Origin of the sequence: Legionella norrlandica, assembly GCF_000770585.1 — a bacterium.
GTDB classification, from domain to species: Bacteria; Pseudomonadota; Gammaproteobacteria; order Legionellales; family Legionellaceae; genus Legionella; species Legionella norrlandica.
In genome coordinates this window covers 20,431-46,424 of the sequence record NZ_JNCF01000005.1, presented here as the reverse complement: position 1 = coordinate 46,424, position 25,994 = coordinate 20,431, and the positions used below count along the sequence as shown (strand labels likewise).

Here is a 25,994-nt window from a genome sequence, read left to right as displayed (position 1 = left end):
AAAATCGGATCTTAGTTCTTTTGATATTCTACTTCCCTATGAAATAAAAGTTCAAGATTTCTAAATTGGGCAACACTTTGCTGGCGGAAATTTTCAAGTCGATTAACATAGCGAGTATCATTTAACCAACTAACATTTGTCGAAATATTATGATCGATGTTAGGTTCGTATACTAAATTACCACCTCTCTCAGGAGTAATATATTTTATTTTTCCATATAAATTGGTATCAATATTTCTTGAAAGTTGCTTAAGAAGAGTACTTTTTCCACAACCATTTTTACCCAAAACAATGTTTATTTTGCCTATATTTTTAAGTTGATACCCAACATAGTTAAGTTCTGTCATTAATAAAACCTCAATCATTGTTTAAACAAATGCTGTCCTTTAACTTCTAATCTCTTTTCAAGAGACGCATCTTGCTTCATTAGATCAAAAATATAAACAAGAGCTCCCAAAATAGTAGATTTATTAAACTGATTCATTCTTGATTTAATTACTAAACCTCCAAACTCAATTTTCAGCCGAGTATCTGCACGACGGTTCTTTAATTTTTCCAGAGCAAGAGACTTTTCACTACGAGCGATCAATTGCTTTTCCTTCTCAATTTGTTTAAACGTTATCATGTCGCAATTCACTAGCAATTTTTAAAAATGCTGCATCCAATCGCTTAGTATCAAATTGATGAAGGCCGTGTTTGTAGGCAAGATGGCCAATTTCAAGCTTATGCTTCTGTTGTAATTTATCCAGCTTGATTTTAGCTTTTTCGATTCTATCCAAGAGTACTGCTTCCATTTGCGATACTGTCATCTTTGACATAATTTTATCTCCGCAAATGAGGTTAACAAATCAAGCGTACAATGTAGGATCTCTAAATGCAATAGAAAATCGTCCAAAAAAGTGAGCGCAGCGAACTTCAAAATCCCGAAGCGAAAGCTAGGGCGCAATATACATTCATTCGAATGTTTGCTAAATTAGAACTACATCCCAAAAATGCCTTTATGGATAAGGTATTTTTCTTTTTTCAAAGCAACCGATGGATCACTTCGATTAGAGCGTGAATTCATGGCGATTGCTTTTGCCCAAGTCTCCATTCATAGTCGTGCCAAAGGCCACAGTGCCATTGCTGCCAGTAGCTATCGTTCTGGTGCCAAGTTATATGATGCACGCACTGGCATAACACATGATTATTCCAACCGTCATGATGTCATTTACTCCGACATCCTGTTACCCGAAGGGAGTCCTAACGCATTTTCCGACCGTGAATTTTTATGGAATCAGGCCGAACTTGCTGAAAAAAGATGTGATGCTCAAGTGTGTAAGGACATCGTTTTGGCACTTCCCAAAGAACTGGATTTAGTGCAACAGATTGAGTTGGCAAGACGATTTGCACAGACTCATTTTGTTGATAAGGGGGTTCCTGCTGATGTTGCAATTCATGATCACCATGATGGCAATCCTCATGCGCATATTCTGATTACCACCCGCCGTTTGGAAAAAACAGGATTTTCAAAATACAAAGCACGCGATCTGAATCCCGCTTTTGCTAAAGGATTTATTGTCGAAAAAGACTATTGGGGCGAACAGTGGCGTGATATACAAAATGAGTTTTTTCTTGAGAAGAATCTCGATTTTACGGTTGACCTGAATCACATCATTTCAGAACGGCATCATGGCAAACTCAAAGATACAGACAACCATTATCTACTCACCGAAAAGACCATTCTACAGCAGGCGCGGCAGGAGGTTTTGTTGGATGATATTGATAACGTCATCAACCATATTTCGGCACAGCACAGCGTGTTTACCCGCCGTGACGTAGAGCGATTAGTGTTTAAAACCTTTAATTCAAGCGATACCCCACAGAATTACTTGCACTGGGTTGAGCAAATTATGGGGCATAAAGATCTCATTGAGCTGGGAAGCAATGAACGGGGTCAGTTGTGTTATACCACCCGTCACCAATACATACAGGAAGCAAAACTGCGGGATGATGTCGAAGCCATGATGAAAAACAAGGATGTTATTGGCGATAAAGGCATCGATAAAATCATCAAAAATTACACCTTGAGCGATGAGCAATTAGAGGCGGTTCGCTACATTACCGGAGGCTCTCAAATTTCAGTTGTGATAGGTCGGCCGGGTACAGGTAAAAGTTATTTGTTAAAGCCGATTAAAGATCATTATGAGCAGCACAACTATCGTGTTATCGGTGCTGCCTTGTCTGGAAAAGTTGCTAAATCCTTGCAAACGGATACAGGCATTGCATCCTCTACCATTGCCTCATTGACTTATAAATTGGCGAACCAGCAACTAAAGCTCAACAGCAACGATGTTTTGATTATCGATGAGGCGGGCATGGTGGATTTTTCCAGCATGGCACTACTGATTCGTGAAGCCAAAAAGGCAGGTTCCAAGGTGATTCTTGTGGGCGATCCGGATCAATTAAAACCCATTCACAAGGGTGAAATTTTCAGGGGGATAGCCGTCTTAACAGGCTATATCGAGCTTGAACACATTAAACGTCAAAATGATTTGGGCGACAGGCTTGCCAGTATGAATATGGCTAAAGGTATGATTGCTGAGGCGGTAGACCACTATCATGAAAAAGGCGCAATTGTCTTTTCTGAGACGACTGAGGCTGCAGCCCAAAATTTAATCCACGAGTGGCAAGCAGATATTAGCAAGACAAATTTGCAAGATTCTGTCGTGTTGGCATTTACCAGAGCTTCTGTTGGCTATTTAAATGAGCAGGCACGATTGGCATTAAAGGAGAAGCAAATACTTGGACTGGAAGAAATCACTTTTCAAGGGTTTGAAAAACCGTTAAAAATAGCCATCGGGGAGCGGCTGCTATTCCGGCAAAATGATAAAACCCTTGGAGTCAGAAACGGAGATTTGGGCACCGTTCAATCCATCAAAAACGACCAGTTTCAAATCAAACTCGACAGCGGCGAGCTGCTCACCATCCCCCGTAGTTACACTAAGATGGATTACGGTTATGCCCTGACGGTTCATAAATCACAGGGGATGACAGTCAAACATTCAAAGGTTTTGATTGATAGCAAATACTGGGATCGGCACTTGAGCTTTGTTGCCATGACCCGCCATAAAGACAGCCTCAAAATTTATGCGGATTCTATTAACCATCCCACCATGAACGTACTGAAACAAACCTTATCGCGGAGTAACACAAGGGATAATGTGATTGATTGGCCGCTGGACTTTGCAACCCGTGCCGGATTTAATCCGGATCAGCTCATAGGTCGCGTGCTCAATCACATTGCTGGCGTGGGGCATAAAATCAAGAGTGCATATAATTATGTTGTTCATTATGAAGCTTATCTTTTGAACGCTGGGGAACAGAATCAATTGCAGTCTATTGTCCAAGCAAGAATTTATGCGAAGCAGGAAGCACTCAAAATTGATACAAAAGTGACTGAGCGCAAAGACAAACTATCAAAGCAATCCTCCGATAGTTTGAAAAAACACTTTCCTCAAATTGATGAGATTGAAACCCTTATTAAGAAGCGGCAACGAATGACTGGTTACTTTGCTGAAAAAGCTGATAAGGAGATCATGGCTATTTCACATGAAATACTAAATAATAAGGATGTCGTCAAACAAGTTAGAAATCGGCATCCAGAGCTTTATCAAAAGATAAACAATTTCTATCAGAAACATAAAGAAAAACAGTTAAATCAAGAGCGTTGATATGAATAAAATCTGAAAATATACCCTATGACCGCGTAGAAAATTTGGAGAATGAATAGCACAGCCTAGAATTGAAGTAGGTTACCCTAAGGTAACCCCCCATTTTCAACAAAAGTGTGCTAATGATAAAAGTTGAATATACTTTAATAAATTTACCTAATATTGAATTATATGGACTCTATTGATCAGCAAATAGAAAATGCTGCCAAGAACTACCAAGAGCGGCCTACAAAAGAAAGTTATACGTTCTTGTGTGCATTTGTAAATATAAAAAATGAAGCTAAATGGGCAAATGGAGAGTATAGCGATGAGCTTGATCCCATTTCACAGAAAATGAGGCAAATTGAGATTGAATATGGTCTTAAAAGTGATGAGTCATTTAATATTGATCATGCTCCAGAGAAATGGCTGGAGTTGGATAAGCAATACAATCAGATAATTAATAAAAAATTAGGGGATCTTTTTTTGAGCCTAGGATTCCAACAAATTAGCGAAGAGATTAACAACAACTTTGAAGAATTCCATACGAAATTTGAAAAATATAATGTACATCTTCAGGAATCATCAAAACTAATTAAGAAAGGCACAAGCCTAATACATCAAATAGCAGATGAATTGACTGTAATATTGAATCAAAATGGCCTTGAATTATCTACATATATGCTTTTGACACATGGCATTGAGGCTGCGGTTTGTTTGATTATGTATAAATCATATATATCATTTATTTATGAATTTGATACTAGAGTCAAAAATGATGAAAACTATAAAAATAAAAAACCCCATAAGCTATGTATTGGTGATTTGCTAGATATTCTTATGACTCTTCCGCAAAGCCCGTTCAATCAATTTGAAAAATCCCATAAAGAGCAAATTAAAGAATATCTCTCATGTATCAGAAATGATTACCATCACCCGTGGAGGTTCATTCATAAAGAGATAACACCCAATAAAGAGGAAATATTAAACTTAATAAAAGCATTTAAAGAACTTGCCCAATGCTCAGGAATTAGTATTGATTAAATAAGATGTGACTCTTGTGTTTTAAGTTGTATGTGCTTTAACTACCCATAGGCAAATGAGTAGTTATTGCTTGACATTAAAATCGACTAACCGCTCTGACGTGCCCCAAAGTATTGGCCTTGCCACTAGCTGTTAACTCCCCAGTCGAAAAATTCTGAAGCCATGCCTCACCTACTCCAGATTCAGTCGAACTCCAATAATAGTCCGGTGCAAAAGTACTAATGCCCTGACGTTGCAGATTATTGTGAAGCAAGGTCAATTCATAGGCTGAAGGCAAATACCATCCCCCGTAACAAGTGGGTGATTCTGTAGTTGGGTTTGGGCAAGGCGTTATGCCATCGCCTAGCACGCGATAATTTGCAGCCAGAAGTGCGGCAAAGGTACCTGATTGGTTGTCTATGGTTTGTTGGGCAATGATGAGTTTGGTATTGGATTCGCCTGCATAAATCCCATCAGCGCGGGCATTGGTTACTTTATTGCCACTTTCGCCGTTTCGCCATTGTATCCCTTCATTGTTATTGAGGTCGGTTTTGGAAGCAATTAATCCATGCTGTCCTGTTTTATCGACCCAGAAGATAATGCCCCCGTTATATTCTTCGCCAATGTGGTGGGTTAGAGTCGTTTTTATTTCACCATTGCTGATCGAAATGCCTTCTCCTGCTGTATAGGTTCCGGCAGGTCCTCGCTCCCCTTTTGGTCCTGCTGGACCCATTGGACCGGGTGCACCTTGGGGTATCGAGTTAATTTGCGTTTGCAAAGTACCAATTTTACTGTATAACGCCTCAATATGAGCCCAAAGTTCCTTGTCATTTGCCTGAGCTGCACATGACATCACGAAAAGCCCTGCTGTACCTATAATTTTAAGATGATTCATTCTGATTCTTACCTCAATTAAGTCTGTATGAATCCATAATCTCTTTAAAGAGCATCCTTTGTGATTTTATTACTGGCTTTGTTTCCTCCTGTAGTGGTTTATAGTTCGAGTGCTTCAGGCATCAGCGATTTATCCGATGCCTGATGGACAAATGGATGATGCGTAACGTTTTGGCGCGGTACTTCGGTACTGCCGCAGGCTAAATGCTTCATTGTGGTATCCAAATACCAAACCATTTGTTCTGCTTTTACTGGTGCATGACCTGTTCGCATAATCAGGGTTTTATCTTCGGGTAAACGCATGACTTCATCCGGTCTTAATAAAGGGATGGCCTGATAGTTGTAGCTTTTAGACTCGGAATAACCTTGGGTTTGGGTACTGGTGGAGCCTGCGGATACTTTCACGGTGCGCGTACCCAGCAATTTACTGACATACTCCGCATCGTGGATGTCCTCCGTGGCAAAAGCTATTTTGGTTTTAATGTTGGTAAAGGCTTTGGCTTCGTCATGGGAATATTGTTCATAGGTTTGGGCAATGTATTGCATGATGAGCACACAACGCACACGGTATTCGCGCAGCAATTTTAGTGAGCGTCTTAGCCTTTCGATACGGCCTAATGACGAAAATTCATCAATCAGGCATAACAGCGGATAGGGTTCATCCACTGGGTCGGGGATTTTTTTAATCATGACAGAAATAAGCTGCTGCCAAAACAGTGTTAGTAATGGTGAGAGCCTTTCCATGTCATCATCGGTAAAGCCTATGTAAATCGTTATTTTTTCTCGTCTTAACTGGCGTAAATCAAAATCAGAACGCGCTGTGGCTGCATCAATGGTTGGATCATCGAATAACTCAAAGTATCCTGAAAACGTTTCAAGAATCGAGCTTCTCGTTTTTTCATGATTATTCAAATAGGAATAGCCATTGCGGTAAAACTCAGGGTCTAGATGATCGGTTTCTTCCAAAACTGAGGCCAGCCAATCATCAAATCCAGCTTGTTTGACCAAGCGGTTTATCTCACCAAGTGTTGTGGGTCTGTCCGGTGTATCCAGCAGGTACAGCACAGCCACTTTAAATAATTTGCGTGAGGCTTGTTGCCAGATAGGGTCGGACTTTTTATTGTCCGGAATTAAAATATGGGCTATGCGCTGGATGTCGGTCAGGCGTTGAATTTTGTCCTCAGAGATTAAAGATAAGGGATTGTAACAGTGAGTGATTCGGTTCTCATCGGCTGGTGCCCAGCAAAAGCATTGATGCCCCAAAACACGTTCACGATAGCCTGATGTGGTCTTAAACAGCGTGAGCTTTACATCATTACACACTACCGAATAGGGGTAGTTAAAAAGATTAGGTATGCCGATACTTCGTGTTTTACCGCTTCCGGTGGGTGCAAAAACCAGAGCGTGTTCAAAGCCGTTTGAATACAGAGGCGCACCGTACTTTTTTCCAATAATGATGCTTTGTTCCTGACGCTCGAAAAATCCAGCCTTTTTAGTTTCAAAACCATTTGAAAAATGCGCGTTACCGAGTGCCTTGTTGTTGGGCTTAAACCAATGAAACAAGTAAAGCGCAATAGCCAAGAATGTCAGGAGAAAAACGATCCCCTCGACCGTCAGGAAAAGATACCACAGCTCAGGTTCTTGATAACGAAGGAAGGCAAGCTCCATGAGTCCTGAGAGGCTTTGTACAGAACTTAAAAAAATCCAGCTATAAAGCTCAAATCCCAGCAGAAAAACAGCCATTCCACCCAGAAAAATGCTGCTGATTAAAAACGAAAGGTATCGGTAAAATCCCTGTTTCAAAAAGCCAACCACACAACTCATTAAAAGCGCAGTGATACCACTTGCTATGGCTGTTTCCCAATAAAATCCCCGTGTTAATAAATCAACCAACACCAGCGGACTTGCCCATTGAGCGATACCAGTTAACAGCACTGCCATTTGGCAGGTTACGGTAAGCCCACATATCAAGACAATGGCAACAACCCATGGATTACGCCTGTTTATAATACACCTCCACCAAACGTCTGCCGCTATTCGTTTTTTGCAACTGCACTACAACATCAATGACTTCATGTAATACCTTGTAAATATCAGCCTCATCCATGCCCGCAACCTGATTAAGCTTATAGAGTTGCGCCATGCGCATGAAAGCAACTCTTGGGCTATTGGCATGTATGGTTGCCAGTGCACCACTATGTCCCGTGGAACAGGCTGATACAAAATCAAAGAGTTCTCGTCCGCGAATTTCACCCATGATAATGCGGTCTGGACGCAGTCTTAAGGTGGCTTGAACCAAATCCTGCATGGTGACTTTTTGCGTTTGATCCCCAACTTGCTTTAATGCTTTTAATCGAACGGTATTGCTGTGAGGTAGATCCATTTCATAAGTATCTTCAAGGGTGATGATGCGTTCATGAAGGGGAATTTGCCCTACACAACTGTTGAGAAAGGTTGTCTTACCCGAAGAGGTTCCACCCGATATGATGATGTTTTTCTTCTGCAAAATGGCTTGTCTTATAAAGCCCTGCCAGTTTTTTGCATCGAATAAATCAAGCAATTCATCGGTTTTGCTATGGCTCTCAGAATACTCCTTAACTCCAACCCCTCGCGCGGATGAAAAAAAGTTCATGGCATCGTACTCTTCGAAGCTGACCTGCTTTAAGGTGAATTTTCTAATAGAGAGCGTTTCATAAAGAGAAGCCGGAGGAATCACCAGTTGTACTCTTGAGCCATCGGCCAGATTGCCCGAAAGCACGGGCGAGACTTCCGATACAGTTTGTTTGTTTTCATTGGCTATGAGTAAAAACAAACGCCGCAGGTATTGAGACGTTAATACCGGAATATCAAAACGAGTCAATTGCCCGTGTCGCTCGATAAAAACCTCTTTGGGCTTATTGATTAAAATCTCAGAAACGTGCTCATCTTCCAGAAAATCCTGCAAGGGAGAGAGCAGCCCTGTTGCACCGGGTGAGAAGCAGGCTTTGATGGCGTCCATCTTATGCCCTCCCAGCCACACGGTAGAAATCAAGATCGTGGGCTACAAAGACATTAATGGCAGCTCCCTGATTGATTTGCAAAGTCGGGCGTGTTTGCATGTCTTGCTGGAGCGTTTGATTGGCTGCCTGCTGGAAACTGCTCGCAATGTTCATGCGGTATTGTGACCTGGAGTTATACTCATCCTGACCATTAACGCCACCGGTTGCTGTATAGGCACCTAAAACAGACAACAACGCACCGGTTCCGAAACGCTCAAAGAAATGGCGGTCAATGTAATCAGCCGCTTGTCCTGAACGACCTATTGGGTCACTGCTGGGACTATTTAGGGTCACAATCACGCCATTGGTCATCTGCAAACGATTCCATACGACAAAGATTCGGCTTTGGCCTTGGGTAATTGCGGTATTAAATTGTCCGACTAGCGTGGAGCCTTTGGGGATTAGTAATTTACTGCCTTCCAAGGCAAAGATATCCCGTGTTGTAATTGCTCGTACCATACCCGCCAACTCCGAATTAATGGCGGTTTCGAGCGTTGCTGGAATCATTTCTCCTGCAGGTACGGTCATGGCCGGATGCGGTAATCGTTTTGCAGAAACCGATGTAATATCATTTTGCTGATTCAAAAACTCGGAATTTCCATCACGGCCTGTCAGGGTTTTGCTGGCTTGAACTTCGCCGCCTGTTGCTTGACTTACCACCTCGTTACTTCCTGAATTAAAAAAGGTGGAAGGAGCATTCATTCGGGCTAGAGTTTCCTTGCTGACCGTTTGGGTTTGCATGGTTTTTAGTAAGGGGGGACGCCTTGGGTCGCCGCCTTTATAACCCGACTGCGCTTTGGCATTTTTCTCCTTAAGGGCTGCAATCAACTCCAGATTTTGGTTTAAGGCCATGCTTAAACTTTGTTTTTCATCGGGTTCATTCATGGCGTTTGCTTTTCGCTTAGGCAGCAAGCCACCAATCGCGATGACAATACAAATCACCACAACGCCTGCGAGCAATAACTTGTCTTTGATTGCTGTGTGTTTTGGATTTTTGGCAACCTGAGTTCGATTGCCCAAAGTATCCTCTCGCTTTTTATCATCCATACTCATTTTGGCCTCCTGTTGGCTCTGATGCGATTGATTTCCGGTGTATTAAAAACAGAAGCGGTAAGGCCACCTTGTCTTAAAGTAAATTGCGGAGCTAAACGCTGTACAACAATGTATTTCCCTTCGCGCCTTGTATTAACGGTTGATTCCTTTCCGCTTTGATCATCCACCGCAAAAATCGCTGGAACGCTGCCCTGGCTACTTAGCTCAAAATAGGTGAACTTCCCGTCATCAAATACATGGCGAGGGACAAGCTGCGGGCTGCCACTAAACCGATAAGCGGTGTTGACCACTTTTGGATGCACCGTTTTATTGGGAGTCGTATTTTTTGTGTGAACGGGTTGTGGTTGGGGGTATTCAAATTTCAAGGCATAGGCTTTTTTACCTGGCTCCTGCTCCAGTTTTTTAGCGCTGGTCAGGCTAAAATAGTAGGCGCGTTGATTAGTAATCACCGTCATATTAGTTTTGGAATCAAACATTGTGGGTTTTATAAAAATCATATTTTCCAGTTGTGGATGATAGGTCACCATCCATGCGGTGGTGTCGCCGCCTTCAATATCAAGAACCCGCTCTTGCTTCGCAAATTGAATTTGCGTGGTGGTAAAGGGAATGCCGTGCACTGGAATCACATCGTTTTCCCGATAAACCACTTTCTTGATTCGGGTGTCGGTTGGTAAGGACGTTGGGTTATTTTGGGCATAGGTGCCTAATGACAAGAGCAGGACTGCCGCACTCAACAGTATTTTTTTCATGCTTGAGCCTCCATTAAACGGGTTTGCCTTGAGTAGCGCGTGACTTCAAATCCATCCCAGTTTTTCCAGCGGGTTTCAGGGGAATCCGGGGGATTGGTGTATCGCCATGAAATCATGGCGTTGTAATGCGTAGAGGTGGTTTTTCCGCTGGTTTTGTCGGTATCAATCAAACTGAATACCACTTCTGCCAATGCGTGGTGGTCTTTATGAAGGTCTTTTTCATTCGCCAAGACGGAATCAAGGAAGTTAATGCTGTAAATGCGAACCTCTCGCTTGATATGATTCCCCAAGGCATGAATGGGTGAGGCAGTATTTGCAGCATCTTGCTCCTGCAAATATTCTTTGACAACTGTGCTATTGGATAACAGGTGCACCATTTCAAATTGAGCGCGATAGCTTGAGGCATCATAGGACTCACGGTATTGAATGTAACGAGCGATGTCACTTTCAACCTGTGCGCGATTGATTGGAGTGACTTTATTCTCTATCGGTTCAACAGTGATCACCCCATTGTCGTAATGATGAACCAGCATCGGCACTACGGTTTGATAATGCGCGAGCATACCTATTACGATGAGAGCTACAACATTCAAGCCCATGGCTGAGAAAAATGCGGCTTGGTAGCGGTTTCTGGATTGTTCGATTCGGCCAAACTGGTCGTCTGCCCAACTTCGCGCGCGCTTAAAGTAATCGTTCAAATTGGTTTTACTCATGATGCTCCTTTTCGCAGGTTTTTATGCAGTTGCTTGAATACATGGTGGCTGGCTTCCCCCAGTTGTTTGCCCTTTTCCATCAGGCGCGATGCGTTGCCTAATCCTTGGCGCAGAGTATTTATTGGCTTTTGAACGGAGGACTTGGAAAATCCCCATGCCCCTAAGCCTCCGCCAATAAAGCCTCCCACCATGGCAGAGCCAGCCGAAGTGCACACCGAACCACCAATACTTTTTCCAATAGCAACAACTTGTGTGATGCCCATGACACATAAACAGGCCACGATAAAAATTGGTACCCAAATGGCTGCAGTTAGTTCATCCGTATTGCCTAAAAAGGCATAAGTCACCCAATGCAATAAGTGAATGCAAAGCCCCACCACGCTGGACACAAAAATAAGCACAAAGGCAAATCCGGCCAGCACCCCAAGCCATCGGTCAAAAAAGGATTTGGTTTGGTCAAAAAGCGTAAACAGAATGAACAAGGGCGCCGTGCACAAGGTCACAGCCAACATCAACTTGGCGATGACGATTTCAATAAAGGCAAGACCTATCGTGACGCTTCCCGATAAAAACACCATCATGCCCGCAAAATAGGGCGTGAGTTTTCTGAGCGATCCCGCATCAAATAAGTCCGAACCCAGATTGAGAATTTCATTCAATACGTTTTGTAACCCCTGATTGATTGAACCGCCTGATGGGTATTTGTGAACCGCCTGCATTAATCGGGTGGCAATGGACTCACTACCCGATACAAACAGATCGCGCATGTAGGATGAAAACAGATCCCAATTCATGGCCATCATGTAAATAAGTCCCGCCCGCATACTGAATCGAAACAATTCATGCTGAGGTCGTTCGATAACACCCAAAGCAATTCCATAGCCTTTCAAAATGATGTAAAGAATAATCATTGCTCCCAAAGGGGCTTTAAGCAGTGTTGCAAGAGCCGTATAGCCATCAAAAACAAAATGATTGGTAAGCTTATCGACTTCACCTGCAAGCTGTATGATGAAATTGTCAAACTGTAGTGTATTCATGATTTAACTTCCCGAAACAAAATGAGGAAAGCTGGTGGCTGCTGTTTCGGCATATTCATCAGCCAGTGATTCAAACACTTTTTGCTCGGTTAAATCAGCCTGCGTTATCCTTTGGAAGCCCACATAATGCCCCTCTTTGGCAAAAGTAATCATGCCTTGATACAGCGCATCACAATGGATTTCTGGACTTTGCTTGCCTTCCATACATTCCAGATAGGCAAAGCCATAAGCATCCTTGTGAATAGCAAACTCCAATCGCTTTTCAGCATTGGCCGAGGCGTTAATCAAAAACGTAACACTGGCCTTGGCAGGTTGTGTTTTTAACGGGTTTTCGTGATGACACGCGCTAATTGTTACAGCCATTACACCAACCATTAGACCTTTTATGAGTGTGTTCATTTTGTGAGTTCCATAATGGGTTCATCGTTAATGGGATACTGAGGGCAATACTGCCCAAAGTGATGGCAGGGAGAATCCAAATCAGGGAGCTTTGAACAGCCGCTCAGTAATGCAATCATCAATACACTCAAAAGCCATTTCATGTGGTTACTCCTTGTCACTTGGGTAATCGATTGAACTTTGCCATTTCAGCTCTGTCTTGGAGCGCAGATAAATTTTCCTGTGCTGCTTGCTGGCTGATTAACGCCTGAAGTCTTAAGCTCATTAATTGAATAAACCCGATTTCGGTAATGAGGCGGGAATTTAAATCAATAGCTCCCTTGGTGTTGGGTGTTTTTTCAATTTGTTGCGAGAGCTTATGAAGCGCCTCCATATGCTTGTTGATTTCGTTATAGCTTTCGGTGGTTTGCACCATCACCGCACGATTGACGGCCTTATCTTCTTTAAAGCGAGCGGCATTGGCAGGAGTAGTGAAACGCGCATAACTGTTTTCATCCAGTGCGGGATGGTTCTTTTCGTAAGCCTCCATGAGTGCTTGATATCGTTGTTGATTGCCACCAGAGAGGTTTTGCAATGCATCCTGCCAAGTGCTTACAGGGGATTGCCAGCTTTGTAATGAATCGAGACTATTATTAAAATCTCCAAATCCATAATGTCCAGAGTTCATGGATTTAAGTTGATTCAGGTTATCAAGTTGGTTTTTCGCTGTTTGGTAGGTATCGGATAAAACTCGGTATTGCTCTTTGAGCTCACCTAATTGTTTCATCGCTAATACAATCAACTGCGCATCTTCGACCCCTAAAATATCCGCATGACTGGCGCTGCTGATACCCATTGCTGCAATTAAGAAACAGGCTGCTCTTTTCATTTTTTGCTCCTTTCATAAAAGACAGGAAGCCAAAGTTCTGGGTCATGACCGACCTCTTGCATGATGTCATCCAGCAATTTAACCGATTTAGTATTGGCAGAAAGTACCCTGATGTATTGGCTTAAACCGCTTAAATCCAGTTTGCATAAAAAGGCGTCGTGGTCTTGTTTATAAAGAAAAATGCGTGATTCGGGTGTGTTTTCTTTAATCGCCTCAAATTGTGCCTCACGCAGCTTTAAATGCTCCATGTAGGTTTCCCTGTCTGCGAGCGGATTAGGAAAGGCAATCAAGGTGGCCAGGTTATCCAGAACAATGTGTTTAATAGGGGAATCAGTAATCGTTTTTGGGGATTGGTATCAAAAATAAAATGCCCGTTTTTCTTTCGAATCGTAGGCAGCCATTCCCGAAGTGCTTTTTCCCAAAAAGGTGAGGCAAAGAGCTGCCATGCTTCGGCGATAATAAAAGAGGTTAACCGACCATCGAGGCATTGGCGCATACGATGCAGCAAATACAAATAAACTGGTGTTGCGATGACGCTTTGTACTTGATCCATCAGGTATGTCACATCAAAGCCCACCTTGTCAAAATCAAGATTTAAGGCATCGTGCTGGTTGTCAAACAACCAATGAAATTCGCCATCAATTCTGGAATCATTACGTTTTAACCATCTTTTTAAATGTGGCCAACGTGGAAAATCAACAGGTAGAAATTGGCTCAAGTGACTTAGCGTTCTGAACTCCGGTGCAAGTTGCTCAAAGCTGTAATCGATACAATCATTGATGATTTCAGCAATGTGGCTTGGGATAACACGTTCGCTTTCTTCTTGCACCAAGGTTGCAAACCATGATTTAAGAAAGGAGCGATTTTCTGATGTGTCTGGAAGTTGCAAAGGATTCATGGCTATTGGGTTTGATGGCTCTATTTTGATGTAAGAGCTGTTACCGGAAGCTAAAATGTAAATTTTGGAGGACTCATCCCTATCAATGAAAAAACTTCTTCCACCAAAACGCCCCATTTGTGCATCAAGGAAATTCACCAGTGTGGTTTTTCCTGCGTTATTTCCTCCGAAAATGGCAGCATGTCCTTTGGAGGGGTTGGTTTTAGAGCCTCGTGCATGGTAGTTAAAATAGACTGGTGTTTTTGATGGGGTTTCCAGAAGCGTAACCGCGCCACCTAAAAAGTTCTCATTGGAAAAGCCCGTTTGGGTGTTATGTAATGGGCAAAAGTCCACAAAGTTTTGAGAGGTAATCAGGGATGCTCGCGTTATAAAATGCTGGTTGCATGGTAATTGGCTCCAGAAGGCTGGCTCTTGTCCCAGGGTTTCTTTCACCACAACAATTCCAGCAGAGCCATAGCGTTTGGTGGCTTCCAATATGGCTGCATCCAATAGTGATTTGTTTGGAGCCAATAACATCACCGTGTGATGATGTGTGCCCAGCAACAGGGTTTCACTGGCAACACCGTCTTCCAAATCGCTTAATGCAGTGGTTTGGCTTAATGCCTTGTCCTCCGCACTTAAGAGCTTGGAGCGTTTTTTAGAAATCATATCCAAGGCACTGTCACGACCAATGGGGGCAAAAGTGTGTGTAGCAATAAATTCACAATCCAGCGATAACATCGAATCCAAGAGGATGCTGGCAGTGTTGGTGGGATATTTTTTGAGTGACAGCATCGCACCAAACACGCAATCCTTTTGAGTATTGCCCTGAAACTGGATGCACTCCCCAAATAAAAGCTGACAACTACTTAAATATTGGCCGAGGTGCCCTTCAGGGTATTTGGTTTCTTGTTTGAATGTATGAGGAATCGAGTTGGCTATTGGAGGGCTGTACACAGGGTGTTTAAATGACGTTGTTTGGCCTGCATTCACGACCAACCCAAGGAACTGAAGCAGTTCGCTAAAACCTAATGCCTCATCCTGCTTGCCAAGTATCGTTGCCCCAAAAGGGGTTAGGTTCGTTTGCAATTGCTCAACTACACGATTTAAGGTTTGGATGTTTTGTTCCCTATGGTGTTCGGACAACTCACTATTGCCCTTAATCGAGAGGCTTTTTGCCCACTGCAACCAAGAGCCTGTTTTGCTCGTGTCATCTCCTTTAAGCACAACGGTAATATACAGGGTATTTTTATACAGGTTTTTATCTTTAAAGCGTTGTTGGTAACGCTCATCCAGATCTTTGGCAAACCCTTGCTTAAATTCCCCAATCAAAGGGCATGATATTTTTTGTCGGTGTGTGGTCACATAAATAATGAAACGCGAATCCAAACTCACTAATGCCTGATGGAGCAAGAAGCGTTGGTGATTTAGGGTATCGGCTTCTTCGATTTCAAAAGCCGCACCATCCACCTTAATCACCGATCCCACCAAGCCTGATTGCGATTCAAAAATGCTGGGGCTATTAAGATGCGTTACGGGAAACAAATCAGACACTTTTGCTTCCTGATAAACGTGCTTCAATGTCTTAGAAAGGTTCATAAGCGCGAACCCTCCATAGTGATGTATTGGGAGCTTCTGGCAATAAGAAACGCTTTGCGCAGATGGTAAAAAAATGGGTGTCGTATCGACACACTAGCCATCCAAAAACATGCAGTGGAATAAAAATCAGCCCGTACAGTGGAGAGAACCCAATAAATGCGCACATCGAGACAATGAGGTTTAACATGTGGTATTCAAAGGTCACCCCAGCCGTCATTGCCGGACGGGTTAGCGCATTAAATATGGGGCTTATTTCCAAATCGCTCACAAGAATCTCCTATCCAATGAGTGTTGAATACAGGGAAGAGCCGCCAAAAATGATCCCCATCCTACAAGAATCATCACAAAATATTCTTTAGGAAATTTTTGACGTGCCAAACACAGGTAACCTGCAATGATGATGCAAAAAACGCCCACGGTTCTGGCAAGCCCACCCTGAAGGTAATTGATGGTTCTGTTGATGATGCTTTCTATTGATTGGGCATGTGACAGCGTTGGCAGCAAAGTGCAAACTGCTATTAAATAGAGGTTGCCAAGGGATTGGCTCCATCGTTTTAATATACTCATGGCGCCACCTTTTGCATGGAAGATTCAGCCTGCTCCTGTTGGAGTTTTTTCAAATAAATCTCTTCGCGGTCAATATCAATATGCTGGGGTGCTTTAATGCCAATGCTGATGATGTCATCATCGACCTTGAGCACTTTCATTTGAATTAAGCCCTTACCAATTAAAATCTGTTGTCCTGCTTTTCGTGTTAAAACCAACATGGTGTTCTCCGGTTATTTTGCTAAAAGTTCCTTGCACTTCTGCAAACAGGAACTCACAACAGCTTTGTTTGCAGGTTCATACACATCCTTAACCACATAAAAAGACTCTTGTTTCCTAATTTGTCTGCAGCAATACAACATTTGCGGCAGCGTAGGCGGTAACTCATAAAACTCACGGCAATTTAAAATCGCCTTGGTCAGTACCACATCGGTAAAATCCGCTAATGCTTCTTGCCATTCTTTTTTGGCAAATTTCAAAAACACTTCATCCTTAAACTGACTTCTCCAAACATGGCCATAAAAGGCTGCAAACTTGGAGAACAGCAAATCAATACGTCTCTCAGCTTTGAAGGTATCTTTGGAGCTGGATGACATTGTTGTGCTCTCGGTCTTCGACATCACAGGGTGGGCAGAACAGGTCTTCTGTGGCGTGACGTTTACGAGTATTTTTTGTATGTTCTGCATGGTGTTTCTCCTGTAATGCATCCGTAGGTAATTCATCCTCCCAGCAACGTTGAGCAAGCCAATTCGCTGGGTATTTCCAAGGTGGCACCCATGTGCCTTGTAGCTTCATGGTTTCACGATGACTTATTTGCGCGTTCAATGCGTTGATGATGGTGTGGCACAGCTCATCATTGGGCTTAAGCTCTTCAAATACGGCTTGTGCATTGTTCTTTGATTTTTTCTCAGGATAAAGCGACCAGAATTTTTCGAATTGCGATAATAAATAAATATAATAATTATCTTTATGAGGTATGGCGGCTTTTGGGCATTCCACTGTGTCGGCTTTTAGTGCCTCAACCTCGGATAACCCCATATTCTCAAGGATTTCCCCGCGCGGCTTTATGGTGGCTTTCTGTGGCGGATTTATGGCGGCTTTATTTTGGACAGAATAATGCGGTGAAGCCAAAAGGCATTTTAAAATCAAATGCATCCCTTCGGATTGCACTTCGATTAAACCTGCACGAACTAATCCTGAAACAGCACGCCGAACCTGATCACGCGAAAAACCCTGGCTTTTTATGCCTTGATGTGGTTCAACATAAAGCTGTTCAGAAATCGACTGATGACTGATGCGCCTTTTGATTCCCACTATTCCGGTTTTAACGTCCATATAAGGTCGTATCCCTCTTAAATAAGTCAGTTGCTGGATATGGGGTAACCCACACATTGCCTCTAACTCATCACCATTAATCACAAAATCCATCATGGGTAATATCCCTACTCATCCTCGTTTTTATTTCCATAATGTGATATCTTTATAAAAATAAAAGATCTTTATTCACGAAATGTGAAATTATAAGCTAATTTATATCACATAAAGTGATATTTCAACAGTTAATTCTCACTTTTTAGGGGTAACCTTGACTGAACTGAATATCAAAAAGGAAATTGGCAAACGTATTCTTGAAGCACGAAAAGCTAAAGGCTTGACGTTAAAGGCTCTTGGCGAGCTTGCTGGGGGATTGAAACAAACACGTCTAACCAATTGGGAACAGGGTGTTCGGACTCCCGGACCGGAAGAAATTAAGTTACTTGCTCAAACGCTAGATGTTTCACCTGCTTATTTGATGTGTTTGTCAGATGAAAAACAATTTAAAGAAACAATAAATCCAAGCCGACTAATTCCTCTTTTAGACTATCAGCAGGCTTGTGAGGCTAAATTGCATACCGATAAGATTAATGAGAAGGACGCAAATACAGAAGTTGTATTTATTTCTGTAAGTTCTATGTTATTACCTGAATTAAGTGATGATGCATTTGCACTGAAAATGATGGATGCAAGCATGTCACCTGAGATACGTGTGAATGACGTGCTGGTAGTTGATCCTGATATTATACCCAGGCCAGGCAGCTTTGTGGTGGCCTTGCTTGAAAATAATAAGGAGGTTTTAATTCGAAAATATAAGCAATTATCAGCCTCTAAAGCTAATGAGGAATATGAGTTAGTAGCCCTAAATCATGACTGGGCAGATATTCATGTTGGTCCCAAAGAAATACAAGGTAGGATTATCGGTTCTGGGGTTAGTCTGATTCGAGGACTGAGAGAGTAGGTCAAAATTATCATATTATTTTATATTTCAATAGCTTAATTCATAGTTAGTTAGACGTATGTTGAGTTGGCTAAGTTACTTGATTGGTACTAAAAATCTCACACTAACATGAAGGAATTGCTTTATGCTTCCAGATTTTAGCAGCAAAGGCAGTTCAAGCTCTTTCAAAAAGGCATTATACCTATCAAACGCAACATCAATTTTTCCTTCACGCTTTACCAGCTCAGCATGCACTGTCTATAGATCAATCTCTTCTTTAGGTTTTACGCTACTGATATAACGTGAAATATTAAGGTTATACCCATACTTATCCTTAATCTCTTCCATTAAAGCAACTATTTACTGTTTTCAACAGGGATGATTGACTACAACTTCCAATCATATGTTATTCTGAGTACTAAAGATTATTTATGACGAAATATCTGGTTTGTTGCATATTAATTTTTGATGGATAAAAGATGGATAATAGAAAATATGGTTTTGGAAAAAAGACACTGTATTCATTTGATGATGCAATTAAAAAGGTTACTGAAGAACTACAAAAAGAGGGATTTGGAGTTCTTACAAATATTGATGTGTCAGCAACCCTGAAAAAAAAGTTAAATCAGGATATGCCTCCCTATCAAATTCTTGGCGCATGCAATCCCCAATTTGCTCATCATGCTTTAGAAAAAGAACCATCTATTGGTTTGCTTCTACCCTGTAATGTGGTTGTACGCCAAGATAATACAGGCATAGTGTATATTGAATTCATGGATCCGAAAGCGGTATTAGAATTGGTCAGCAATCCTGAAATTAATCATATCGCTAGTGAAGTCAGGAAGCGACTTGAGAGAGTATTAAACGCATTATAATTACTCATCTAAGGCTAAGACTTTAACATACGAAGACCACTTGCAATAACAATAAGCTCACTGATTTCATGAGCTAAAACTGCTATCGGCAACGTGAAATAACCTGTTATTGCACCGACAACAAGAGAGCTAATTACAATTATAGAAAGTCCCAAGTTTTGTAAAATTATATTCCAGGTTCGACGACTAAATGCGATAAGATAAGGTAATTTTAATAAATTATCACCCATTAAGGCTACATCCGCAGTTTCTAATGCAACATCGGTTCCGACAGCTCCCATAGCAACTCCTACATGAGCTGCTGCAAGTGCTGGAGCATCATTTACTCCATCACCAACCATCATTACCTTACCATAACGTCTTTCTAACTCTTCAATTTTTCGTGTCTTATCTTCTGGTGATAAATCAGAAAATACTTCATCAACACCCGCTTGTTCGCCAATTGAGGAGGCAGTTATCAAATTATCTCCTGTGAGCATAACCACACGTTCAATACCCATCGATTTTAAGTTAGACACCATCTGCCTGGCTGTTGGTCTTAGAGGATCAGCAATTGCAATTAAACCGAGGATTTCCTTATCAGTTCCTAATAATACGACTGTCTTTCCAGCGGCCTGTAATTTATTTATTTCCTGTGTTAATGTTTCTATCAATAGGCCCATATCAATAAATAATTTTGGATTGCCTATGTAGAATTTTTCCCCATTGATAAAACCAAGTACACCTGAACCAGTTAATGACTTAAACTGTTCAACAGGATTATATTGAATATTTTCTTCATTGGCTTGTTGCAAAATGGCTTGGGCCATGGGATGCTGGGAACGCGATTCAAGAGTTGCTGCTGCATTTAAAATTTGGTTCCGAGTATGGTTATTCAATGGAATGATATCAGTAACCTTCGGTTTACCTTGTGTTAATGTTCCTGTTTTATCTAGTGCAATAACCTTTATCTTCACTAGTTGCTCCAAATATAAGCCACCTTTTAGTAATATTCCATTTCGACTTGCTGTGCCAAGAGCAGCTACAAGTGTAATGGGTATAGAAATCACTAGGGCACATGGTGCTGCAGCAACAATAAATACTGTGGCACGAATCACCCACTCTTGCCAAGGTTGCCCAAATAGAGGTGGTAAAGTAGCTATGAGTATTCCCACCAAAAGGATAAATGGACTATATAGGTTACCAAAACGTTCTATAAAACGTTGACTACGCCCCTTTTTGTCTTGTGCTTTTTCGACAAGAAATATGATATGAGATAATGTATTATCAGCAAATTTTTTGGTTGCACGAACAGTAAGAGTTCCTTCACCGTTTATAGTTGCAGAAAAAACTTTACTCCCTATAGTTTTTTCTACTGGAATTGACTCACCCGTAATAGGTGCTTGATTAACACTAGAATGTCCTGAAATGACTTCTCCATCTGTGGCAAGACTTTCACCAGGAAGAACAATGAATTCATCTCCAATATGAATTTCTTCTATGGGTATTCGAAATTCAGTATTATTTCGCCGGACCAATGCTGTTTTTGGGGCAAGATCCATCAATGCTCGGATAGCATGTCGCGCTCTTTCACCGGAATAACCTTCCGCAGCTTCAGAAATAGAATACAAAAATACCAATGTTGCTGCTTCCGCCCATTGTCCCATGACACCGGCAACAATGGCAGCAAGAGACATCAAGAATTCAATACCGATTTCATATTCTTTGATAAATTCGTCTATTGCTTCGCGAGCGAAATAATATCCGCCAATTAATACTGCGCCTATGTAAAACCCATTAGCGATAATCATTGGTAATGCCAAATATGAGCCTACAAAACCAACAGTTAATAATAAACCAGCTATAGTTGCTGTAATGACTTTGGGATTATGCCATAGCTTTGGCATTGGTTCTTTATGTGAAGAGCATGTGCAGCAGCCCATTTATTTATGCACCTTATTCATGGTTTTTTTCAAAACACTAGTATTAAAGTACCATTGTTACCTAAAAATAAGGTTTTTTAAAGAATCTACCAATAGATATGATAACAAAACACTGATCCAGTCGCGCATTTTTGAACAGGAAAAGGTGATTACTAAGGGCTTTTACTCGTCTAAATAATACTCCATTTTTTTGGGCAGATATTGGGTACTTTTCCAAAAATTTTGGGCATATTTTGGGTGATTTTTGAGCCAACAGGAAACCACAAAAGACAACTTAAATAGTGAGAAAACTAAACTTAATCCCTTGATTTACAAGGGTTTATGATGGTCTTTGGTGGTCAGAAATGGTTTTGATAATTGGTGGAGGCGGCGGGAATCGAACCGCGTCCGCAAGTCCTCTGCCTTTAGCTCTACATGCTTAGCCTTGTCTATTAAATTTAACTGTGGCTCCTCCGACGGGCAGGATGATACACAGCGATTCCCTAAATTTCGCACCATAACCCAGGATAGATTAAAGTACTAGCTTATCTTCTATGACCGTTGATTCGATACCGATAAGCGAGCTCGGTCAACGGGATACTGGGTTTTTGGCCAGTACACGATTGGGGTTTATCTAATCGTGCTTATTAGGCAGCGATAGCTTCACCACCAGCAAAGTTTTCATCGTTTGCATTTATATTTAATTGAGTCTTATTTACGAGAGATCTCATTCTCGGCATGCACTTCCGGTTTTGCAACCCACGTCGAAGCCAGGTCGCCCCCGATTGGTACATCTTAATTATAACATAAAATGCGGGTATGTAATCAAAATCTCCTCACACAGAGCTGTTATTTTTACACAATCCCGTTATGTCTGAGCAAAGCATCAATAGTCGCTGGCCTGCCCCTGAATTCAACAAAAGCCTCGGCAGCTTTCTTGGAGCCACCTACCTCCAAGATGGATTTTAAAAATTCATGGCCAGTTTGGGGGTTAAACACACCTTCTTCTTCAAATCGAGCAAAAGCATCACTGGATAATACTTCTGCCCACATGTAGCTGTAATAGCCAGCCGCATAACCGCCTCCAAAAATATGAGAGAAGCTATGTTGAAAACGATTGTAAGATACAATCGGTATCACACTAGTTTTGGAACGAACATCAGCTAGAATATCTGCAACAAACGATATTTTATCCACCTGATATTCGTGGTGGATGCGAAAATCAAATAAAGCAAATTCCATTTGCCTTAACATAGCCATAGCCGATTGAAAATTTTTGGCGGTAATTAGACGCTCAAATAAAGAAGAAGGTAAAGTTTCTCCTGTATCTACGTGGGAAGTAAGTAAATTTAATGCCTGTTCATCCCAACACCAATTTTCAAAAAACTGGCTTGGCAATTCAACAGCATCCCATTCCACTCCATTGATACCTGAGCCACCAAGATAATCTACTTGGGTCAAAACATGATGTAAACAATGACCGAACTCATGAAACAGAGTTACAACCTCATCATGAGAAAGCATGGCTGGTCTGTTTGCTGAAGGCTTTGCAAAGTTACAGGTTAAAGTAGCAATAGGTAACTGGATAGTCTCATCTTCCAGTCTTCTTCGACTTTGCATTGAGTCCATCCAAGCGCCATTGCGTTTGTGGGGTCTGGCAAATAAATCAGTATAAATGTAACCACGAACTTGATTAGTTTCATCAACGACACAGTAACACTGAACGTCTTTATGCCAAACATCCACCCCCTCAATTTCTTCAATACTCATGCCAAACAGTTTATTGACAATGGCAAATAATCCTTGCATCACTTTAGGCTGAGGAAAATAAGGCCGTAATTCTTCTTGAGATAATGAATACAAATTTTGTCTTCTTTTTTCAGAAAGATAAGCAACATCCCATGGTTTTACAGAATCTAAGTTAAATTTATTAGCTGCAAACTCTTTCAAATGCTCAAACTCACTTTCTCCTTTTCCGCGAGCTCTCTTCACTAAATCTGTCATAAAATCAATGACTTGATATGTTGACTCTGCCATCTTGGTAGCCAAGGATAACTCTGCAAAATTATTGAACTCTAAAAGCTGAGCTTTCTCATGACGTAAAAAGAGAATTTCATCAATTAGATGAGTGTTATCAAATGTTCCCGCATTAGGCCCTTGATCGGAGGCTCGGGTGATATAAGCCTGATATATTTCTTCGCGCAAAGCTCTGTCTTCAGCATGAGTAATTACCGCCTGAAAGCAAGGATATTCGAGAGTTAAAACAAACCCATCGAGCTCTTTTTCAGTCGCTAATTCTTTGGCTGTATTTAAAGCATGTTCTGGTACGCCTTTTAAGCGTTTTGCATCAGTCACATGAATGGTATAAGCATGAGTAGCATCTAATACATTGTTTTCAAATTTGCTGGATAATTCAGCTAATCTTGATTGAATGACCTCAAAGCGTTGTTTATCTGCCTTTGATAAGGCAACACCAGATAACTCAAAATCGCGCAGGTTATCGTTAATAATTTTTTTCTGCGCTGAATTCAATGATTCCTGATCTATAGATTTAATCGCTTCATATAATCTCTGATTATGTCCAATCGCCGCATCATAAGCTGAAAGCAAAGGTAAACATGCGTCATAAGATTCACGCAAAGCTTGAGAGTCCATTACCGCATGCAGATGGGCAAAAGGCGACCAAAAGCGTACGAGTTCATCGGCCAAACTATCCAAAGGATAAATTAAATTATCCCAAGTATAATGATGATTTTCTTCAAGAAGCTTATCGATTTCTTTTAAATGATTTTTTAATAAAATATCCAGATGAGATTTGAAATTTTCAATTTCAATATGGCTAAATCTTGGCAATCCAACAGTAGCAGACATATTATACCTTTCAATCATACAATTTTTGAAAGCATAACATTCTATTGATTCAGTCTCTATACTTTAGTTCACATAAGTGAATATCGTTTAGTAATAATTAAGTAGTGGAATTGGGGCACGTCATTTAATACTAACCTACATCAGAAAAATACGGAATTATTAATCATTAACAATTGTCAATTCCTAATTAAAAGCAAAAGAGGCTGTAGTTAATTCAATATCCAAACACTCTGTTTCTTGCTCTTCGGGAATATTAATTTTTCCTTTTTTATCATTTTTTGAGGCAAAAAAACCTAGTTTTTTAATGGCTTCAGAAGCAGGCTTTTCAATATCATCAACAGGTTTATTTTTTTCAAGCCTTTTTGTTAAATAAAAGGTCACACCCCATAGGGCCATTAAAAAGATAGCTCCAATCAATGGCAGGGCAGGATTTGCCAAGGCTAAAGCAGGTATAGCGAAAGACATGGCTAACAACACAGCAAGCGCCCCTCCAATAGCTAATGAAGAGCGTAAAATCTCGAACTTTATTCTATGATTAATATAGTCCTGATGTTCTCTTATTGCTCTCCTTTTCTCTGGATTTTCTTCTGTTTTTAACATTTCCGTATATTCTTCTTGCAAGTGATATAATCTACTAAGTTCAATGTATGCCCGTAAGCTCACATTGAATACATCAAATGCAAAAGCAAATAAAGATAAATAAATAGAGAAAGGGGCCAATGCCCCAACTAACACAAAGCAACCCAAAATGCCGGCTGCAAACCAAACACCATCATTTCCAAGCTCAAACCAACGTCGTTGCAAATGAACATAAAAGCGAACATACCAATCCAGTGATTTTTCCTTTTCTCCCATTTGTGGCCAAGGATGGTATGTTTTATGAGTAAAGCAAGATTTGTAGATAACCTTGGAACAAAAAAACACCACCCAAGATAGGCAAAAAAGGGATTGGTGTATTTATCGAGGACCGAGATTAAATCTCTAAATACTTCGGAGCTGATGACTACACTATCTAAAAGATTAATCACCCGCTTGCTTCTGCTTAAGAAAATTCTAAACCAATTTGCCAAAGCTGTTTTATTGCGAATTTCTTGGGTTATAGATAAACCAGCCGCTACTGCCTCCACTTTTTCATCGGAGGCAAAAGAGTATCCCGCCAATTGCGTTAGCAGCTCTTTATATATTGCCTTATGTCTACTCAAACGTACGACTTCACGTGGAACAACTATATAATGAAGATAAGTGTATTCCAAAAGTTCAGCCAGTTGGAGCGCATCAATGAGCTGTTCCTTAACTTGCTCTTGATGAGCAGGATAAGAAGAAGACAAGTTATGTCTTAATTGCTGGCATAGTATGCTGTATTCCATGTTTAAAACAGGGTGAAGACGAGCTACTTTACTATAAAAATCAGGGCCCAGCTGTTTTATTCTCTCGATAAATGTCCAATTTCCAGAATCAGCATTCACATGTGAAGAAAGCTCTGGAAAAATTTTCAATAAATGACTAATAATTGGTGTCATGATTTTTTGGTATAAATAGTTTATATATCACTTTTTTATTGCATTTTATCAATCAATTTTTCTTTATTATCTTATTAGAGATGAT

28 protein-coding genes and 1 other RNA gene are annotated in these 25,994 nt (G+C 41.1%); 4 read left to right on the top strand and 25 right to left on the bottom strand.

The features are described 5' to 3' along the window. Positions 1–11: 11 nt before the first annotated feature. The 3 genes from OK13_RS02200 to OK13_RS02190 are packed head-to-tail and all read right to left on the bottom strand — an operon-like array spanning position 12 to position 818. Positions 12–347: an ATP-binding protein gene (locus OK13_RS02200; protein ID WP_206538880.1), complete on the bottom strand. Its 336-nt coding sequence runs from the start codon at positions 345–347 to the stop codon at positions 12–14. Between the two features lie 14 nt (positions 348–361). Further along, complete coding sequence (locus OK13_RS02195) at positions 362–625, bottom strand: conjugal transfer protein TraD (RefSeq protein ID WP_027224718.1); 264 nt, start codon at positions 623–625, stop codon at positions 362–364. Continuing rightward, positions 612–818 carry a hypothetical protein gene (locus tag OK13_RS02190; protein WP_027224717.1) on the bottom strand — a complete coding sequence of 69 codons (207 nt, stop codon included), beginning with the start codon at positions 816–818 and terminating at the stop codon, positions 612–614. The genes OK13_RS02195 and OK13_RS02190 overlap by 14 nt, the downstream gene beginning before the upstream one ends. Positions 819–1,064: 246 nt before the next feature. Between OK13_RS02190 and traA the strand changes: the two genes are divergently transcribed. Both traA and OK13_RS02180 read left to right on the top strand, forming a co-directional pair. Next, positions 1,065–3,713 carry a Ti-type conjugative transfer relaxase TraA gene (gene traA, locus OK13_RS02185; protein WP_035887221.1) on the top strand — a complete coding sequence of 883 codons (2,649 nt, stop codon included), beginning with the start codon at positions 1,065–1,067 and terminating at the stop codon, positions 3,711–3,713. A 171-nt stretch (positions 3,714–3,884) separates the two neighbouring features. Further along, positions 3,885–4,736: a hypothetical protein gene (locus OK13_RS02180; protein WP_027224715.1), complete on the top strand. Its 852-nt coding sequence runs from the start codon at positions 3,885–3,887 to the stop codon at positions 4,734–4,736. Between the two features lie 76 nt (positions 4,737–4,812). Here the strand turns inward: OK13_RS02180 and OK13_RS02175 are convergent, their stop codons facing one another. From OK13_RS02175 to OK13_RS02105, 17 genes are all read right to left on the bottom strand, one after another. Beyond that, positions 4,813–5,610 (bottom strand): DUF1566 domain-containing protein, encoded by a 798-nt coding sequence (locus OK13_RS02175; RefSeq protein ID WP_035887216.1) that lies wholly within the window; start codon positions 5,608–5,610, stop codon positions 4,813–4,815. Between the two features lie 98 nt (positions 5,611–5,708). Continuing rightward, positions 5,709–7,550 carry a type IV secretory system conjugative DNA transfer family protein gene (locus OK13_RS02170; protein ID WP_052117522.1) on the bottom strand — a complete coding sequence of 614 codons (1,842 nt, stop codon included), beginning with the start codon at positions 7,548–7,550 and terminating at the stop codon, positions 5,709–5,711. 52 nt (positions 7,551–7,602) lie between these two features. Then, complete coding sequence (gene virB11 / locus OK13_RS02165; RefSeq protein WP_035887212.1) at positions 7,603–8,607, bottom strand: P-type DNA transfer ATPase VirB11; 1,005 nt, start codon at positions 8,605–8,607, stop codon at positions 7,603–7,605. Between the two features lies 1 nt (position 8,608). Next, the gene (locus OK13_RS02160) at positions 8,609–9,700 is read right to left on the bottom strand and encodes a TraB/TrbI/VirB10 family type IV secretion system protein (RefSeq protein WP_035887210.1); all 1,092 of its coding nucleotides are present in this window, start codon (positions 9,698–9,700) and stop codon (positions 8,609–8,611) included. Next, complete coding sequence (gene virB9 / locus OK13_RS02155; protein ID WP_035887208.1) at positions 9,697–10,449, bottom strand: P-type conjugative transfer protein VirB9; 753 nt, start codon at positions 10,447–10,449, stop codon at positions 9,697–9,699. Before virB9 ends, OK13_RS02160 begins: the two co-directional genes overlap by 4 nt. Beyond that, positions 10,446–11,162, bottom strand: a complete 717-nt coding sequence (locus OK13_RS02150) for a VirB8 family type IV secretion system protein (RefSeq protein WP_035887206.1) — start codon at positions 11,160–11,162, stop codon at positions 10,446–10,448. Before OK13_RS02150 ends, virB9 begins: the two co-directional genes overlap by 4 nt. Then, on the bottom strand, positions 11,159–12,199 hold the full coding sequence (locus OK13_RS02145) for a TrbL/VirB6 family protein (RefSeq protein ID WP_035887204.1): 1,041 nt from the start codon (positions 12,197–12,199) through the stop codon (positions 11,159–11,161). Before OK13_RS02145 ends, OK13_RS02150 begins: the two co-directional genes overlap by 4 nt. A gap of 3 nt (positions 12,200–12,202) precedes the next feature. After that, positions 12,203–12,598 (bottom strand): T4SS-associated protein LvrD, encoded by a 396-nt coding sequence (gene lvrD, locus OK13_RS02140; protein ID WP_035887200.1) that lies wholly within the window; start codon positions 12,596–12,598, stop codon positions 12,203–12,205. Further along, complete coding sequence (gene lvhB7, locus OK13_RS15710) at positions 12,595–12,741, bottom strand: T4SS-associated protein LvhB7 (RefSeq protein ID WP_152571539.1); 147 nt, start codon at positions 12,739–12,741, stop codon at positions 12,595–12,597. Before lvhB7 ends, lvrD begins: the two co-directional genes overlap by 4 nt. Before the next feature lie 14 nt (positions 12,742–12,755). Continuing rightward, on the bottom strand, positions 12,756–13,466 hold the full coding sequence (locus OK13_RS02135; RefSeq protein ID WP_035887197.1) for a TrbJ/VirB5 family protein: 711 nt from the start codon (positions 13,464–13,466) through the stop codon (positions 12,756–12,758). Beyond that, entirely contained in the window at positions 13,463–13,714 is a 252-nt protein-coding gene (locus OK13_RS15015) for a hypothetical protein (RefSeq protein ID WP_241480349.1), read from the bottom strand. The genes OK13_RS02135 and OK13_RS15015 overlap by 4 nt, the downstream gene beginning before the upstream one ends. A 38-nt stretch (positions 13,715–13,752) precedes the next feature. After that, complete coding sequence (locus tag OK13_RS02130; RefSeq protein WP_241480348.1) at positions 13,753–15,942, bottom strand: VirB4 family type IV secretion/conjugal transfer ATPase; 2,190 nt, start codon at positions 15,940–15,942, stop codon at positions 13,753–13,755. Further along, positions 15,929–16,210: a VirB3 family type IV secretion system protein gene (locus OK13_RS02125; protein WP_011214430.1), complete on the bottom strand. Its 282-nt coding sequence runs from the start codon at positions 16,208–16,210 to the stop codon at positions 15,929–15,931. Before OK13_RS02125 ends, OK13_RS02130 begins: the two co-directional genes overlap by 14 nt. Continuing rightward, positions 16,207–16,509, bottom strand: a complete 303-nt coding sequence (locus tag OK13_RS02120; protein WP_241480346.1) for a TrbC/VirB2 family protein — start codon at positions 16,507–16,509, stop codon at positions 16,207–16,209. The genes OK13_RS02125 and OK13_RS02120 overlap by 4 nt, the downstream gene beginning before the upstream one ends. After that, positions 16,506–16,709, bottom strand: coding sequence for a carbon storage regulator (locus tag OK13_RS02115; RefSeq protein WP_010946989.1), 204 nt, complete (start codon positions 16,707–16,709; stop codon positions 16,506–16,508). The genes OK13_RS02120 and OK13_RS02115 overlap by 4 nt, the downstream gene beginning before the upstream one ends. A gap of 12 nt (positions 16,710–16,721) precedes the next feature. Further along, positions 16,722–17,084, bottom strand: a complete 363-nt coding sequence (locus OK13_RS02110; RefSeq protein WP_052117521.1) for a hypothetical protein — start codon at positions 17,082–17,084, stop codon at positions 16,722–16,724. Next, positions 17,050–17,919, bottom strand: a complete 870-nt coding sequence (locus OK13_RS02105) for a hypothetical protein (protein WP_035887186.1) — start codon at positions 17,917–17,919, stop codon at positions 17,050–17,052. Before OK13_RS02105 ends, OK13_RS02110 begins: the two co-directional genes overlap by 35 nt. A gap of 154 nt (positions 17,920–18,073) precedes the next feature. Here OK13_RS02105 and OK13_RS02100 point away from each other — a divergent pair, with 154 nt between their 5' ends. Together OK13_RS02100 and OK13_RS02095 are read left to right on the top strand one after the other, a co-directional pair. Beyond that, on the top strand, positions 18,074–18,763 hold the full coding sequence (locus tag OK13_RS02100) for a helix-turn-helix domain-containing protein (protein ID WP_014843087.1): 690 nt from the start codon (positions 18,074–18,076) through the stop codon (positions 18,761–18,763). A gap of 458 nt (positions 18,764–19,221) precedes the next feature. Next, a complete protein-coding gene (locus OK13_RS02095) occupies positions 19,222–19,617 on the top strand; it encodes a DUF302 domain-containing protein (RefSeq protein ID WP_014843086.1) in 396 nt (131 codons plus the stop codon). Positions 19,618–19,631: 14 nt separating this feature from the next. Here the strand turns inward: OK13_RS02095 and OK13_RS02090 are convergent, their stop codons facing one another. The 5 genes from OK13_RS02090 to OK13_RS15005 form a co-directional block, all read right to left on the bottom strand. Next, a complete protein-coding gene (locus OK13_RS02090; protein WP_035887180.1) occupies positions 19,632–21,539 on the bottom strand; it encodes a heavy metal translocating P-type ATPase in 1,908 nt (635 codons plus the stop codon). A 358-nt stretch (positions 21,540–21,897) separates the two neighbouring features. Next, positions 21,898–22,301: a transfer-messenger RNA gene (gene ssrA / locus OK13_RS14030) on the bottom strand. A 72-nt stretch (positions 22,302–22,373) separates the two neighbouring features. Further along, positions 22,374–24,389: a M3 family metallopeptidase gene (locus OK13_RS02085; protein ID WP_035887179.1), complete on the bottom strand. Its 2,016-nt coding sequence runs from the start codon at positions 24,387–24,389 to the stop codon at positions 22,374–22,376. A gap of 183 nt (positions 24,390–24,572) precedes the next feature. Continuing rightward, positions 24,573–25,124, bottom strand: coding sequence for a hypothetical protein (locus OK13_RS15010; RefSeq protein ID WP_241480345.1), 552 nt, complete (start codon positions 25,122–25,124; stop codon positions 24,573–24,575). After that, positions 25,118–25,909 carry a hypothetical protein gene (locus OK13_RS15005; protein ID WP_241480343.1) on the bottom strand — a complete coding sequence of 264 codons (792 nt, stop codon included), beginning with the start codon at positions 25,907–25,909 and terminating at the stop codon, positions 25,118–25,120. Before OK13_RS15005 ends, OK13_RS15010 begins: the two co-directional genes overlap by 7 nt. Positions 25,910–25,994: the final 85 nt, after the last annotated feature.

Bases quoted from the DNA above. Each gene is read 5' to 3' on its own strand.
- OK13_RS02200 (WP_206538880.1), bottom strand. From the start codon at position 347: ATGACAGAACTTAACTATGTTGGGTATCAACTTAAAAATATAGGCAAA.
- OK13_RS02195 (WP_027224718.1), bottom strand. From the start codon at position 625: ATGATAACGTTTAAACAAATTGAGAAGGAAAAGCAATTGATCGCTCGT.
- OK13_RS02190 (WP_027224717.1), bottom strand. From the start codon at position 818: ATGTCAAAGATGACAGTATCGCAAATGGAAGCAGTACTCTTGGATAGA.
- traA (WP_035887221.1), top strand. From the start codon at position 1,065: ATGGCGATTGCTTTTGCCCAAGTCTCCATTCATAGTCGTGCCAAAGGC.
- OK13_RS02180 (WP_027224715.1), top strand. From the start codon at position 3,885: ATGGACTCTATTGATCAGCAAATAGAAAATGCTGCCAAGAACTACCAA.
- OK13_RS02175 (WP_035887216.1), bottom strand. From the start codon at position 5,610: ATGAATCATCTTAAAATTATAGGTACAGCAGGGCTTTTCGTGATGTCA.
- OK13_RS02170 (WP_052117522.1), bottom strand. From the start codon at position 7,550: ATGGCAGTGCTGTTAACTGGTATCGCTCAATGGGCAAGTCCGCTGGTG.
- virB11 (WP_035887212.1), bottom strand. From the start codon at position 8,607: ATGGACGCCATCAAAGCCTGCTTCTCACCCGGTGCAACAGGGCTGCTC.
- OK13_RS02160 (WP_035887210.1), bottom strand. From the start codon at position 9,700: ATGAGTATGGATGATAAAAAGCGAGAGGATACTTTGGGCAATCGAACT.
- virB9 (WP_035887208.1), bottom strand. From the start codon at position 10,449: ATGAAAAAAATACTGTTGAGTGCGGCAGTCCTGCTCTTGTCATTAGGC.
- OK13_RS02150 (WP_035887206.1), bottom strand. From the start codon at position 11,162: ATGAGTAAAACCAATTTGAACGATTACTTTAAGCGCGCGCGAAGTTGG.
- OK13_RS02145 (WP_035887204.1), bottom strand. From the start codon at position 12,199: ATGAATACACTACAGTTTGACAATTTCATCATACAGCTTGCAGGTGAA.
- lvrD (WP_035887200.1), bottom strand. From the start codon at position 12,598: ATGAACACACTCATAAAAGGTCTAATGGTTGGTGTAATGGCTGTAACA.
- lvhB7 (WP_152571539.1), bottom strand. From the start codon at position 12,741: ATGAAATGGCTTTTGAGTGTATTGATGATTGCATTACTGAGCGGCTGT.
- OK13_RS02135 (WP_035887197.1), bottom strand. From the start codon at position 13,466: ATGAAAAGAGCAGCCTGTTTCTTAATTGCAGCAATGGGTATCAGCAGC.
- OK13_RS15015 (WP_241480349.1), bottom strand. From the start codon at position 13,714: ATGGAGCATTTAAAGCTGCGTGAGGCACAATTTGAGGCGATTAAAGAA.
- OK13_RS02130 (WP_241480348.1), bottom strand. From the start codon at position 15,942: ATGAACCTTTCTAAGACATTGAAGCACGTTTATCAGGAAGCAAAAGTG.
- OK13_RS02120 (WP_241480346.1), bottom strand. From the start codon at position 16,509: ATGAGTATATTAAAACGATGGAGCCAATCCCTTGGCAACCTCTATTTA.
- OK13_RS02115 (WP_010946989.1), bottom strand. From the start codon at position 16,709: ATGTTGGTTTTAACACGAAAAGCAGGACAACAGATTTTAATTGGTAAG.
- OK13_RS02110 (WP_052117521.1), bottom strand. From the start codon at position 17,084: ATGTCATCCAGCTCCAAAGATACCTTCAAAGCTGAGAGACGTATTGAT.
- OK13_RS02105 (WP_035887186.1), bottom strand. From the start codon at position 17,919: ATGATGGATTTTGTGATTAATGGTGATGAGTTAGAGGCAATGTGTGGG.
- OK13_RS02095 (WP_014843086.1), top strand. From the start codon at position 19,222: ATGGATAATAGAAAATATGGTTTTGGAAAAAAGACACTGTATTCATTT.
- OK13_RS02090 (WP_035887180.1), bottom strand. From the start codon at position 21,539: ATGGGCTGCTGCACATGCTCTTCACATAAAGAACCAATGCCAAAGCTA.
- OK13_RS02085 (WP_035887179.1), bottom strand. From the start codon at position 24,389: ATGTCTGCTACTGTTGGATTGCCAAGATTTAGCCATATTGAAATTGAA.
- OK13_RS15005 (WP_241480343.1), bottom strand. From the start codon at position 25,909: ATGACACCAATTATTAGTCATTTATTGAAAATTTTTCCAGAGCTTTCT.